Raw genomic sequence first — 13,502 nt, 5'->3', positions numbered from 1 at the left:
ATATTAATTTTATTCTATAATTTCTTTTATGGAAAATGTTCCATTACTACTAACTATCATTTCGTTTAGAAAATAGTTGTCGGTTTCAGGCTTACCAAACATAATATATATGCTTATTTCGTTTTCTGAAATAGAATCATTTTGGTTTATCCAAACTCCAGATAAATTGGCAGTTTCAAAATATTGTTTTAATTCTTTATCTCGATTTAAGAAATAGGATTTGTTAATTTTCTCAGATACAATTTCTACCTTATTTTTTAAAACTGTAATTTCTGAAATTGCATCTCTATAATAATGTTTGTGAACAATAGTATCTACTTTAAATTCATTTAAAACGCTACTATTCATATCGGCATAAGTTTTAATTTTAACTTCAAATCCGTTGGATATAATAGTGTCGGTAATAATCTCAAAATAAGATTCAGGGAAATATTTTATATTTTCTAAAATTGAATCCTTAAGGTTCGATGCATTAAAAACTTCTACATTTGTTTTATGCTTTCTTTCACGACCATCGCAGCTAAAAAACATAACGATTACAGGTAGTAATAATATTGATAACCTGATGTTTTTCAGTGAATTAAACATCTAAATCGAAAGTTTTTCTTAAAAGGTCAATATTCGAGTTTTTTTCCTTTAGTTTTTCAAATTTATCTTGAGGCGTATAGGCGTATTTCTTTTCCATAACTTCGTTTACTGTTATAGATAAAGTAATATCATAATTACTTAATTCCTTTCTAATATACCCTAAAAGATTAAATTGCTGACGTTCTAATTCTACCTTGTTTGTCGCATTTGGAAACTCTAAATGCGCTACAGTTCCTTTTACTTTTGGTACATCTATAGATAAAATGGAAGCTAAATTATGTTGCCCATCGGAAACCAATTTTTCGGTATACGTATTCCAAGCTTTAATGAAATCTTGCTCTTCAAATGGTTCTTTAGGTAAGTTTTCCTCGTCTACCACAACATCCATTTGTTTTATTAGATGTTCTTTTTTTGCGCGAATACTAGATAACGTTAATCCAGATTGACGTTTGGCATTTTGTTTTAAAATGATTTTAGGAGGTCCTTGATCTTCAGTTTTATTAACCGTTGCCGGTTTTTTATCTGTGGTTTCAGATGGTTCTGTTTGTGCTTTCGCGGAAGGGGTAGCGTTTTCAGTTTTCTGGGGAACATTAACCGGAATAGGCGTAATGCCTTTTTTCTGGAAATATGAAGCAGGAATTATGTAATGTTTGCTATTTTTTTTTTCTCCATCATGAGTGATAGAGGCAAGTTGCATTAAAGTTAATTCGACAAGTAAGCGTTGGTTTTTACTTGTTTTGTATTTAAGATCGCAGTCGTTAGCTAGTTGAATGCCTTGCATGAGAAACTCTTGCGAGGCTTTTTGCGATTGTTTTAAGTACTTCTCTTTAGTTTGGTCGCCAACTTCTAATAAGGCGATGGTTTCAGGAGTTTTGCTAACCAACAAATCTCTAAAGTGAGATGCTAATCCTGCAATAAAATGATGCCCATCAAAACCTTTTGAAAGTGTATTATTAAACTGAAGTAATAAATCTGGAATCTTATTTTCTAAAATTAAATCTGTACTTGTAAAATACGTTTCGTAATCAAGTACGTTTAAGTTTTCTGTTACGGCTTGTCTAGTTAAGTTTTTACCAGAAAAACTAACTACACGATCAAAAATAGAAAGGGCATCACGCATGGCACCATCTGCTTTTTGAGCTATAATATGTAAAGCGTCATCTTCGGCAGTAATACCCTGTTCGCCTGCTATATATTTTAAATACTCCTTAGCATCTTTTACTGTAATACGCTTAAAATCAAAAATTTGACAACGCGATAAGATGGTAGGTATAATTTTATGCTTTTCGGTAGTTGCAAGTATAAATATACAATGTTTAGGTGGCTCTTCTAAAGTCTTTAAAAAGGCATTAAAAGCGGCTTGAGAGAGCATGTGGACCTCATCAATAATATAAACTTTGTATTTTCCAACTTGCGGTGGTATTCTAACTTGGTCGGTTAAACTTCTAATATCATCCACCGAGTTATTGGATGCGGCATCGAGCTCGAAAATGTTAAAAGCAAAATCTTCATCGCCAGTTTCGTTACCGTCGCTGTTAATCATTTTAGCCAAAATACGTGCGCAAGTTGTTTTACCAACACCACGCGGTCCTGTAAATAATAAGGCCTGAGCTAAATGATTGTTATCTATGGCATTTAGTAAAGTGTTTGTAATAGCTTGCTGGCCAACAACGTCTTTAAACGCTTCTGGTCTGTATTTTCTAGCCGATACAACAAAATGCTCCATAGTTAAATCTTGAGATAACAAAGTTAAAAATTCAATTTGGAATTTAGAATTATGAAACTGAAAATTAATAGGAGTTATTAACAAAAATAAAGTTTAGATAATGAAGGATTTCTTTGACTTTATGATTAAAAATGTCGAATTTTGGTTAATGCTTGCACATACTTTATAGTAAGTCCTTAAACCAAAGGGCTTAAAAATCACACCATATATTACTTGGAACAGCCAAGTTTAAAAAATTAATAACTATGAAATACTTAAAGATTTTTACAATATTATTATGCAGTTCCTTCCTTATTTTATGGTCTTGTAATGACAGTACTAAAGGGGCTAAACAAGAAAATGTAAAAGCGAATGAGGCCATAGAATCTGTAACACCAAATCCGGTGTCGCTTGAGCCTGCTCAAAATGCACAAGGTGTTTGGCATTATGCCTGTAGTAAGGGGTGTGCAGGAGGTGCTGGATCTGCTGTTAATTGCACTAATTGTGGTACACTTTTAGCTCATAACTCTGCTTATCATGCTAATCCTAATGCTGCACCATTATCTTCTGCTCCTTTTGCCGCACCTCCTACTGCAGAACCTAGTAGAAATGCTGCAGGAGTTTATCATTACACTTGTGGAAACGGATGTGCTGGAGGTTCTGGATCTGCTAGTAATTGTGCTAGTTGCGGAAGTGCTTTGGCACATAATGCGGCTTATCATCAATAATTTTATTTTATAGGTAGTTTAAGTTTGTTACAAATACAATTATTAAATAGAGTTCTGTATTAAAAAGTATTAGAGGTAATAAATACAAAATGCTTTATGGCTTAACTTGATGCTAGTAGATATGTGCGTTAAGGATTGAACGGCATGTTTGAGCTCGCCGACTTTAGGAGGAAGCGAGTAGTGAAAGCCTGACCCTTTTTAGGGTAACGCCCAAATATTCAAATTTATTTAGATTATACTTTTAGTTTATTGTAATTTCGCGACAGTAAATCGCCTTATCGCTGTTTTGATTTATTCAAGATGGAGGAAAGTCCGAACACCGTAGTGCAACATAGTGGCTAATAACCACCAGCCGTGAGGTTAGGAAAAGTGCAACAGAAAGGATGTACAGGTCATGCTGTAGTGAAACCAGGTAAACTCTATGTGGTGCAATGTCATGTAAACCAACGTTTGAGGGCGGCACGCTCGATTGTTGGAGGGTAGGCAGCTAAAGTGTATTGGTAACAATGCACGTAGATAAATGATAAGGGCTTCTTTAGTGATAAAAAAGTACAGAATTCGGCTTATAGATTTACTTAAATATACAAACCCTTCTTGAAATTTTCAGGAAGGGTTTGAGGTTTAAAAAAGGGTTGGTTATTGTTTAATTGGTTGGCTTTATTGTTTATTCTTTTGGTGCATAGGATAAATCTGGACGAATTTCTCCTGATTGTTCTTGAACACGACTAGTATTATTTATAACTTTACTAAAAGCATCCCATTTATCTGGCCCTAAAACCTTATCATTTGCTTTAGATTTTGTGGCGCTATCTATTTCATCTTTAGCAGATACTACTACTAGATAAAATTGTTCTGGAGTTCCGAAGCCGCTTCTGTAAATTCTATAATATTCTGTTGATCCTTTTGCAATATATAGTGCTTTTACTGCCTCTATCCCTTCGCGAATTTTAGCTGCATTAGCTGGTGTGAAATATAGATAATAAAATTTTCGGAAATTTTCTCCTTCTCGTATTATGGGCGCACCTTCTTCCATATAGGAGAGGTCTTCTACCAAAGTTATGTTATAATCGGTATGCGAATCGTAACACAAATCAAATTCATCGAACATTTTACCAAAATCGTCTCCCATGGCTTTTGCCATATCTGCGAAAGGGCGCTCATCTAATGCTGCAAAATTATCAATAGGTGTTAGGTATAAATATTTTAACTCGTTTGTGGTAATGGCAGTCCAGGAGGTTTTTACATTATGCTTTTTAGAGGCTTCAAGTAGTTTTTTAGCAACAGCTTCATATTCCATAATCATGGAAGGTTTTACATTGTCTTGATGGACAGTAAACATTTTTTGTGCTTGACAAATATAAGTCGTGAAACATAACAATAGACTAAGTAGTAACGTTGTTTTAATTGTTTTCATATTATTGGTGTTTAATGGTTAGGTAACTTAAAATTTACTTATTTATGGTATTACTTTCGCTAGTAGCTTTTACTTCTGCTATGGCTGCTCGCATACTTGAAGTATCGTAATAGGCGTATTCATTTACTATTTTACCATCTATAAATTGAACCGTTAAATGTATAGGTATTGATATTGTTTTATCAGTAACTTTAGCTTTAGCTCCCCAACTATTCCAGTAGTTTACCCAAGTATCACCATATTTATCAATTACCATTTCAACTTCGGCTACATTATCTAAAAACTTATAGTCAGAAAAACTTGAAAGTGTTTGTTTCATTCCTGCCATAGCTTCATTAGTAGATGCCGCTTTATTAGTATTATGATATATTTTTGCGGTATCTGCATAACTAGCTTTCCACGCATTCCAATCTTGGGCTTCGTAAGCTTTTATGGTTGCTTTTAACGTTTCAATTTCTGGAGAACTTTCGAAGTAACGTTTTTGCTGTTTGTCTTGGCAAGCGACAAATAGAGAGAGTGCAAGCCCTAATAATAAAAGTTTTTTCATTTTAATTTATGGTTTTAAAAGTTAGTACTAACAATTAACCATAAACAATATCAAGAAAAAGGTATGCCCTTAATTTGAGAGATAAAATTTGTGTAGAGCCGGGGAGGCTCTTAAGGAGAGGTCTAATGTACTGAAAAAAAATGGGTTATAAAAATATAATTAGTTATCCCTTTTCGAAAAAACTAAATACATTACCACCATAATTTTTAGAATAGGAGTAGTGTTCTAATTCCGATAGGTTGGTGTGTTTGGAATGTTCTACAATTAATAAACCATCCTCTAATAATAAGTTATTTTTAAAAACTAGCTCTGGTATTTTTGAAAATTGCTCAACATCGAAATTATATGGAGGATCTGCAAAAATAATATTAGATTGCATGCTAGCTTTTTCTAGAAACTTAAAAACATCGCTTTTAATAGTTTGAATAGGCATATCGAAATCTTCGGCTGTTTTGTTTATAAACCTTATACAACCAAAGTCTTGGTCTACACAAGTAATTTGTTCGGTACCTCGAGATGCAAACTCATAACTTATATTTCCTGTGCCCGCAAATAAATCTAAAACTGATATATCATCAAAATAATAGGAGTTGTTAAGGATATTAAATAGGGATTCCTTAGCCATATCTGTAGTAGGACGTACAGGTAGGTTTTTTGGTGCTATTATTTTTCTACTTTTGTATAATCCTGATATAATTCTCATTAAAAGCTATTTAATAAAGTGAAATTGGAATAATTAGATGGCGGGTTACCAAGGTATTTATAGGTTTCTTTTCTTGTACCAAAAGTTATGTTGCGTATGTATTTATAGGCTATGTTGTACAAATTATTATCCTTGGTTATAGCCCCAATTAAAACAAGATTTAGGCTATCTGGGTCTAGATTTAATTGTTCGGCTGTAAAAAGGATGTAATAAATAAAATCTTCCTTTGTGCGGTACGAAAACCTGTTGTAAAGCTGTAAGTTGCTTTTATTTACGACTATAATTTCAAAATGATTATCACCAACATTAACATACATGTTAGTGGTATTCGATTCTTTTTCTGTTTGTAGAATAGATTCTATTAGAATAGTAGAAACATGCTTAAAAGTAAAGGCGCCAAACTTATCGTAAATGTAATTATTAATATTTATGTAAGGTACGTATACGTTTACGCTGTTGTTTTCTTTAATGGTATCATAGGCTATAAAATCAGATTTTAAAATTTTAGAATTAAACTTTAAATAATCTGCCAAATGACTTTCATTAAATAGCGAATTTGGTACAAGGGTAGATAGGTCGTTATCATAAATAATAATAATATTACCGAAGTGTCCTTGTAAAACAGTTTCTCTTGCAAATAGCTGCTTTAATTGATCTAAAACTTCAATAGGGTTTAATTTTTTTTCAAAATTATAGCCCTTAAAAACCACAATAGTATTGGAGTCTCTATTTAGTATAGAAAAAGAAAGTCCACTCAAGCTTATTTGAATGGACAATTCTATATTAGTATTTGTTTTAGTAATATTATTCGCTATCGCCATAAGTTTTTGGCCAGTTACCACCAGTTTTAACTTCGTCCATAGAACCAACCTTTAATGCATCTCCATTAACACCGTCAACAGATATTATTTGGTTTTCTTGTATTACTAAATCTCTGTTTTGATCGTATAATAAAACATCCTTTTTTACAGAAGCTTCAAAAACAGGAATGTTAATGTTGTTTTGCTCAACAAATCCAGCATCCATTTTAAACTTAGCACCTTCTTGACCAACAGGAACATTCATCATTGTTTTGTAACGGTTAGAAGATTTAAATAACGAATCTTTTACAGGAACAGTACCTAAAGTATCGATAATAACAATATCTTTTGTAGTATCTACACCATATCTTCTAGTTAATTCTTTATCGATAACACTAGAATCTCTACGTTGTGTTAAAGTGTATTCAGCTGTGTCAATAAATTTAATTAAGCCATCAAAAGTTTTAGCAAACTTCCCTGTAACTTGTCTGTGCGCTAATTGAGCATCTCTAATATCAATTAAACTTTCAATAACAACTGCATAGCGTTTGTTTTTTTCCTTGTTAAATTTTATTGGCTCATAAATAGACATATAAGTTTGGTACCCTAAAAAGGCGATTAATAACCAAAGTGCTATAGTCAAAACAGGTTTAAGTTTAGACGGGATAAATTTGTCAACTAACTTTACCAAGCCAATTGTACCAAGAATCACTGCTAATGCAATTAAGAAAAATGTCATAGTATCTATTTATTAAAAATTCGTTAATGGTTTTAGCAAATCTACAATTTTTTTTTAATCGTTAAAACCTAAGGACATAAAAATCATTTCTATATTTGAATAATTTTTAATTAGGACAATCATTAATGACAGCATCTCAATTCTATTCCCTTATAAAACAGCAGTTTCCGTTTCAACCTACGATTAAACAAAATATTGTCCTTCAGCAATTGGCAGAATTTATTTTTTCAAAAAACTCAAACGACTTATATTTATTAAAAGGCTATGCAGGTACAGGAAAAACAACCATTGTAGGCGCTATAGTATCTAATTTATGGAAGGCAAAAAAAAGCGCTGTCCTAATGGCTCCAACAGGTAGAGCAGCTAAAGTTATCTCTAATTATTCCAAAAAAGAAGCCTTTACCATTCATAAAAAAATATACTTTCCTAAAAAAGAAAAATCTGGTGGTGTTAAGTTTGTTTTGCAGCCCAATAAGCATAAAAACACCATTTTTATAGTAGATGAGGCATCTATGATTCCAGATACTCCAACAGATTCTAAACAAATGGATAGTGGCTCGTTACTAGACGATTTAATTCAATATGTATATGGTGGCCATAACTGTAAATTACTTTTAATAGGAGATACGGCACAGTTGCCTCCTGTAAAATTAGATATTAGTCCAGCCTTGGATGAGCGTACACTAGCCTTAAACTACGACAAGGAAGTCACAAGAATGGAATTGGATGAAGTAGTACGACAGGAACAAGATTCGGGTATCTTGGTAAATGCAACTATATTAAGAGATACCTTGTCTAGTAACTTTTTCGAGTCTTTTAAGTTCGATATTAAGGGTTTTGCAGATATTATAAGGTTAGTTGATGGCTACGAAATAATGGATGCTATAAACGATTCCTATAGCGAGTTGGGTAAAGAAGAAACCGCAATTATAGTACGGAGCAATAAACGCGCTAATTTGTACAACCAGCAAATTAGAAACCGAATTTTATTTAACGAGCACGAGCTAACCGCAGGCGATTATTTAATGGTGGTAAAAAATAACTATTTCTGGATAAAACCCACAACCGAAGCCGGTTTTATTGCCAATGGCGATATTATTGAAGTGCTCGAAATTTTTGGCATACAAGAGTTATATGGCTTCCGGTTTGCCGAGGTAAAAATACGCATGGTCGATTACCCAAAAATGGCACCCTTCGAAACCGTTTTAATGCTCGATACTATCGATGCCGAAACACCGTCCTTACCTTACGAGGATTCCAATAGGCTGTATCAAGAAGTTATGAAAGATTTCGAGGACGAAACCAGTAAGTATAAAAAGTTTTTAAAAGTAAAAAGCAACAAACATTTTAACGCCTTACAAGTTAAGTTTTCATACGCCATAACGTGTCATAAGTCGCAAGGTGGCCAATGGGACACCGTTTTTGTAGAGCAACCTTATTTACCAAACGGCATCGATAAAGATTATTTACGTTGGTTATATACAGCGGTTACCAGAGCCAAAGAAAAATTATATTTAATAGGGTTTAAAGACGAGTTTTTCGAAGAATAATTTTTGGGCGCCACCCAAAGGGTCGGGCTATCCAATACAAGTCCTCGCACCTCCTACGTCGGGCTGTGGGCTTTACTTTTCTATCCCTGGCGCAGGTATCCGCCAACATTAAACATTAATATAAATAGCAGTGTTCACTAACATTTTACAATTTTTTCTTCTCGTTTCGAGTTTTTAGATTTTCGTCCAAAGTTTCAAAAATCAAGAATTTACGTAACTTTGAATAATTATTAATTAAAAACAAAAATCCCTTACGGAGATTTAGGCGCTTCTTCTATGACATTCGAAACCATAATTAGTATTTGTTTAGGTGTAGGTTTAGCCGCATCCGTAGGCTTTAGAGTCTTTTTACCTCTTTTTGCACTAAGCTTAGCATCTTATTTTGATGTATGGCAACTCAACGAATCTTGGCAATGGATAGGCAGTACTGCAGCTATAATTACTCTAGGTGCTGCAACATTAGTAGAGGTTTTTGCCTATTTTATTCCTTACATAGATAATGTGTTAGATAGTATTGCTGTGCCATTGGCAGCTCTTGCAGGCACCGCAATTATGCTATCTACTGTGGCCGATTTAAGTCCCGTTATAACCTGGGCCTTAGCCATTATTGCTGGCGGAGGTACAGCCGCAGCTGTTGCAGGCACATCAAGTACGGCACGTTTTGCATCAACAGTTACCACCGGAGGTGTTGCTAACCCTTTAGTTTCAACCGTAGAAACGGGAACATCAGTGGTTATGTCTGTGGTTTCCATTTTTTTACCGTTTCTAGCAGTCTTTTTGGTTATTGTAATTTTATTTATAATTTTTAAGCTGTACAAAAAGTTTAAAACTTCAAAAGTGTAAACTCTATTTATTTGTAGTATTTTTGAGCTTACTATGAGTATTTTTAATTGTTTTTATAGAATTTAAATCAGTAAACTTAATAGATGAAAATTATTTCCATGATTCCTGCTCGCTATGCAGCATCGCGTTTTCCAGGTAAACTTATGCAAGATTTAGGTGGTAAAACGGTTATTCAACGAACGTATGAAGCTACCGTTGCTACAAAGTTATTCGATGATGTTTTTGTAGTTACCGATAGCGATATAATCTATAAAGAAATAGAGCGTATTGGAGGTAACGTCATAATGAGTAAAAAGGAACATGAATGCGGCAGCGACAGAATAGCCGAAGCTGTAGAGAACATGGATATTGATGTTGTAGTTAATGTTCAAGGCGATGAGCCTTTTACCGATAAAGAGTCTTTAACAAAACTTATTGATGTTTTTAAAGCGGATGCTAACCAAGAAGTCGATCTTGCATCCTTAATGGTGCACATTACTAATACCGAAGAGATTAATAACCCAAATACAGTAAAAGTGGTTATCGATCAATCTGACTTTGCATTATATTTTTCACGTAGCCCAATACCGTATCCTAGAGATAAAAGTGTGGCTGTTAAATATTATAAACATAAAGGGGTTTATGCCTTTAGAAAACAAGCCATCTTAGACTTTTATAAACTACCAATGCAAGTTTTAGAGGCTTCAGAAAAGCTAGAACAGTTGCGATATCTAGAATATGGCAAGCGTATAAAAATGGTGGAAACAGATGTGGAAGGCGTTGAGATTGATACTCCAGAAGATTTAGAACGTGCAATTAAATTATGGAAATAGACTACCAAAACATTAAGGTTATTGGTTTTGATGCCGATGATACGCTTTGGGTAAATGAAACCTACTTTCGCGATGCCGAAAAAGAGTTTGCACAACTGTTATCTAAATACGAAACGGTTAATAAAATAGACCAAGAACTTTTTAGAATGGAAATTGATAATTTGCAGCTATACGGTTATGGCGTTAAAGCCTTTACATTATCAATGGTCGAGTCGGCTTTGGAGATTTCTAATTATAATGTGTCTACAAAAACCATTGAAGCCATATTAAATATAGGAAAAGATATGCTTAATAAACCTGTCGAACTTTTAGATGGGGTAGAAGAAGTGCTAAAAATCTTATCAAAAAAGTACCGGTTAATTTTAGCTACCAAGGGCGATTTACTCGATCAGGAACGGAAGTTGGAAAAATCTGGGTTAACAAATTATTTTCATCATATCGAGGTGTTAAGTGATAAAAAAGAAGCTAATTATTCCAACCTATTGAATCATTTAGATATTAATCCATCCGAGTTTTTAATGATTGGTAATTCCTTAAAATCTGATGTATTGCCTTTAGTAAACATTAAAGCCCATGCTATACATGTACCGTTTCATACCACTTGGGCACATGAAGAGGTTACCGAGGCCGAAAAAAATGGTAAAGCTTACAATACGTTAAGTTCAATAGATAAGGTATTAAATATTCTTAAATAGTATGAAGATTATTGATGTAAATACTTGGAACAGAAAGCAGCATTACGAACATTTTTCTGCTTTAACAGATCCTTATTTTGGATTAGTAATTCCTTTTAACGTTACTAAAGCGTATTATTTTTCTAAAGAAAAAGGAATATCTTTTTTCGGAAAGTATTTGCATGCTTGCATGCGAGCCATAAATGAGGTTGAGAATTTTAAATACAGAATCGAGAACGGGAATGTAGTAGAGCACGATGTTATTCATGCTTCTTCAACAATTATGAGGGAGGATAAAACAATTGCTTTTTCGTTTATTGATTATAATGAAAATCTTGGTACATTTCTTGATAATTTGGAAGCAGAAAAAGAACGCATTAAAAATTCTAACGATCTGTTTCCTCCTAAAAATGGACTAAATTGTATTCATTGTTCTGCAATGCCGTGGCTAAATTTTACCGGACACAAGGAGCCTGTTTCGGGTGAAATTGAATCGGTACCTAAAATTGCTTTTAGTAAAATATCAGAGGTTGACAATGAATTAATGATTAACGTAGCTATAAATGTTAATCATGCTTTAATAGATGGTTACCATGTTGGTCTTTTTTCAGAGAAATTTCAGCAGTATTTAAACCAATAGAAAATAAATAATGGTATTTTTACCTTTTATAAAGAAATTAAATAAATGACTTATAAGAACTTTCCAATGGTGCCAAAAGTTATGTTTGGCAGAGGTGGTTTTAATCAATTAAATGATATTTTGGCCCCAAAACGTCTTGGACTTCATGCGCCTTTCATTTTTTTAATAGATGATGTATTTAAAAGCAATCCATGGATTACTTCAAGAATATCATTGTCTTACGATGATAGGATAATTTTCGTTTCAGCAAAAGAAGAACCTAAAACATCTCAAGTTGATGCCCTTGTTGAAGATATTATATTACAATCTAAACAACGTCCTTCTGGTATTATTGGTATTGGTGGCGGTACCTTATTAGATTTAGCAAAAGCAGTTTCAATCATGATTACAAATGATGGTGGAGCAGCCGATTATCAAGGTTGGGATTTAGTAAAAAATCCTGCTATATATCATGTGGGTATTCCAACAATTTCTGGAACAGGAGCCGAAGTTTCAAGAACTACAGTGCTTACTGGACCAGATAAAAAATTAGGTATAAATTCAGATTACACACCTTTTGATCAAGTTATTTTAGATTCAGAACTGACTAAAGAGGTTCCAAAAGACCAATGGTTTTACACAGGTATGGATTGTTATGTACATTGCATAGAATCTTTAACGGGTACGTATTTAAACACCTTTAGTGAAACTTATGGGCAAATGGCCTTGGAGTTGTGTAATGAAATATTTTTAAGTGATAGTCTTTCAGATACGGAGTCTCAAGAAAAATTAATGATGGCCTCGTGGCATGGAGGAATGAGTATTGCATATTCTCAAGTAGGTGTTGCCCATGCAATGAGTTATGGTTTATCTTATTTATTAGGTACTAAACACGGTATTGGTAATTGTATTGTTTTTGATCATTTAGAAGAATTTTATCCAGAAGGTGTTAAGGTATTTAAACAAATGAAAGCAAAGCATAACATTACACTACCAACTGGTATTTGTGCAGATTTAAGTGATAGCGAATTCGATATTATGATTGATGTTGCCTTGGGGCTAGAACCGCTTTGGGAAAACGCGTTAGGTAAAAATTGGAAAAAAACTATGACTAAACAGAAGTTGAAAGCTTTATACCAAAAAATGTAGTATGAAATGGCTTGCAAAACTCATATATTTTAAAATTTTAGGTTGGCAAGTTATTGGTAACACCTCATTTTCACAAAGCACTATTAAAAAGGCTGTTATAATAGCGGTACCACATACAAGTTGGCACGATTTCTACATTGGTGTACTGTTACGTAAAGTAACGGGTGTAAAAACTAATTTTGTAGGTAAAAAGGAGCTGTTTATTTTTCCATTCGGTTATTTTTTTAGGGCTTTAGGTGGAGCGCCTTTAAACAGGCAATCTAATGAAAACAAGGTCGATAGCATTGCTAAATTATTTTCACAACACGATGAGTTTAGAATGACTTTAGCGCCCGAAGGCACTCGAAAAAAAGTAAACAAATGGCGTACGGGGTTTTACTTTATAGCAAAACAAGCTAACGTTCCTATTATAATGTTTACACTTGATTTTAAGAATAAGCAAAATGTGATTTCCGAACCATTCTACCCAACTGATAATATGGAAGCCGATTTTGAATTTATGCATAATTTCTATAAAGGCGTAGTTGGAAAAAAGCCTAATTATTCATGATTTTCTATTTACTTTTTAAATTTTGGCACAACTATTGTTTTCTTGATAAGTAAGCGCATGAAACATAAAGTAAACAATTAT

Annotated in this window: 15 protein-coding genes and 1 other RNA gene; 9 read left to right on the top strand and 7 right to left on the bottom strand. The window is 33.4% G+C overall.

The annotated features are described in order from the left end of the window. Window positions 1-9: 9 nt before the first annotated feature. Entirely contained in the window at window positions 10-588 is a 579-nt protein-coding gene (locus AAFN75_RS16160; protein WP_411807332.1) for a hypothetical protein, read from the bottom strand. Continuing rightward, window positions 581-2,314 (bottom strand): DNA polymerase III subunit gamma/tau, encoded by a 1,734-nt coding sequence (gene dnaX / locus AAFN75_RS16155; protein ID WP_411807331.1) that lies wholly within the window; start codon window positions 2,312-2,314, stop codon window positions 581-583. Before dnaX ends, AAFN75_RS16160 begins: the two co-directional genes overlap by 8 nt. Window positions 2,315-2,559: 245 nt before the next feature. On the opposite strand from dnaX, the gene AAFN75_RS16150 reads away from it, so the two are divergent. Together AAFN75_RS16150 and rnpB are read left to right on the top strand one after the other, a co-directional pair. Then, window positions 2,560-3,021, top strand: coding sequence for a hypothetical protein (locus AAFN75_RS16150; RefSeq protein ID WP_411807329.1), 462 nt, complete (start codon window positions 2,560-2,562; stop codon window positions 3,019-3,021). A 262-nt stretch (window positions 3,022-3,283) separates the two neighbouring features. After that, window positions 3,284-3,603, top strand: an RNA gene (rnpB, locus tag AAFN75_RS16145) — RNase P RNA component class A. 82 nt (window positions 3,604-3,685) lie between these two features. Here rnpB and AAFN75_RS16140 read toward each other — a convergent pair. The 5 genes from AAFN75_RS16140 to AAFN75_RS16120 form a co-directional block, all read right to left on the bottom strand. Continuing rightward, complete coding sequence (locus AAFN75_RS16140) at window positions 3,686-4,435, bottom strand: hypothetical protein (RefSeq protein WP_411807328.1); 750 nt, start codon at window positions 4,433-4,435, stop codon at window positions 3,686-3,688. A gap of 34 nt (window positions 4,436-4,469) precedes the next feature. After that, window positions 4,470-4,982: a nuclear transport factor 2 family protein gene (locus AAFN75_RS16135; protein ID WP_411807327.1), complete on the bottom strand. Its 513-nt coding sequence runs from the start codon at window positions 4,980-4,982 to the stop codon at window positions 4,470-4,472. Window positions 4,983-5,145: 163 nt separating this feature from the next. Continuing rightward, window positions 5,146-5,685 (bottom strand): 16S rRNA (guanine(966)-N(2))-methyltransferase RsmD, encoded by a 540-nt coding sequence (rsmD, locus tag AAFN75_RS16130; protein ID WP_411807326.1) that lies wholly within the window; start codon window positions 5,683-5,685, stop codon window positions 5,146-5,148. Then, window positions 5,685-6,506 carry a DUF3822 family protein gene (locus tag AAFN75_RS16125; RefSeq protein ID WP_411807325.1) on the bottom strand — a complete coding sequence of 274 codons (822 nt, stop codon included), beginning with the start codon at window positions 6,504-6,506 and terminating at the stop codon, window positions 5,685-5,687. The genes rsmD and AAFN75_RS16125 overlap by 1 nt, the downstream gene beginning before the upstream one ends. Continuing rightward, window positions 6,490-7,224, bottom strand: coding sequence for a hypothetical protein (locus AAFN75_RS16120; protein ID WP_144118031.1), 735 nt, complete (start codon window positions 7,222-7,224; stop codon window positions 6,490-6,492). The genes AAFN75_RS16125 and AAFN75_RS16120 overlap by 17 nt, the downstream gene beginning before the upstream one ends. 125 nt (window positions 7,225-7,349) lie before the next feature. On the opposite strand from AAFN75_RS16120, the gene AAFN75_RS16115 reads away from it, so the two are divergent. The 7 genes from AAFN75_RS16115 (at window position 7,350) to AAFN75_RS16085 (ending at window position 13,421) form a co-directional block, all read left to right on the top strand. Continuing rightward, on the top strand, window positions 7,350-8,774 hold the full coding sequence (locus AAFN75_RS16115) for an ATP-dependent RecD-like DNA helicase (RefSeq protein WP_144118030.1): 1,425 nt from the start codon (window positions 7,350-7,352) through the stop codon (window positions 8,772-8,774). A 276-nt stretch (window positions 8,775-9,050) separates the two neighbouring features. After that, window positions 9,051-9,617, top strand: coding sequence for a DUF4126 domain-containing protein (locus AAFN75_RS16110; protein WP_144118029.1), 567 nt, complete (start codon window positions 9,051-9,053; stop codon window positions 9,615-9,617). Window positions 9,618-9,700: 83 nt separating this feature from the next. Next, window positions 9,701-10,429, top strand: a complete 729-nt coding sequence (kdsB, locus tag AAFN75_RS16105) for a 3-deoxy-manno-octulosonate cytidylyltransferase (RefSeq protein ID WP_411807323.1) — start codon at window positions 9,701-9,703, stop codon at window positions 10,427-10,429. Continuing rightward, entirely contained in the window at window positions 10,420-11,124 is a 705-nt protein-coding gene (locus AAFN75_RS16100; protein WP_411807322.1) for an HAD family hydrolase, read from the top strand. Before kdsB ends, AAFN75_RS16100 begins: the two co-directional genes overlap by 10 nt. A gap of 1 nt (window position 11,125) precedes the next feature. Beyond that, the gene (locus AAFN75_RS16095) at window positions 11,126-11,743 is read left to right on the top strand and encodes a CatA-like O-acetyltransferase (RefSeq protein ID WP_411807321.1); all 618 of its coding nucleotides are present in this window, start codon (window positions 11,126-11,128) and stop codon (window positions 11,741-11,743) included. Window positions 11,744-11,788: 45 nt separating this feature from the next. After that, window positions 11,789-12,871, top strand: a complete 1,083-nt coding sequence (locus tag AAFN75_RS16090; protein ID WP_411807320.1) for an iron-containing alcohol dehydrogenase family protein — start codon at window positions 11,789-11,791, stop codon at window positions 12,869-12,871. A gap of 1 nt (window position 12,872) precedes the next feature. Next, on the top strand, window positions 12,873-13,421 hold the full coding sequence (locus tag AAFN75_RS16085; protein ID WP_411807319.1) for a 1-acyl-sn-glycerol-3-phosphate acyltransferase: 549 nt from the start codon (window positions 12,873-12,875) through the stop codon (window positions 13,419-13,421). Window positions 13,422-13,502 lie beyond the last annotated feature (81 nt).

The sequence above is a fragment of the Algibacter sp. AS12 genome (genome assembly GCF_046736315.1).
GTDB classification, from domain to species: Bacteria; Bacteroidota; Bacteroidia; order Flavobacteriales; family Flavobacteriaceae; genus Algibacter_B; species Algibacter_B amylolyticus.
Note: the sequence above shows the minus strand (reverse complement) of the source record. Positions and strands in the feature narration are given on the sequence as shown.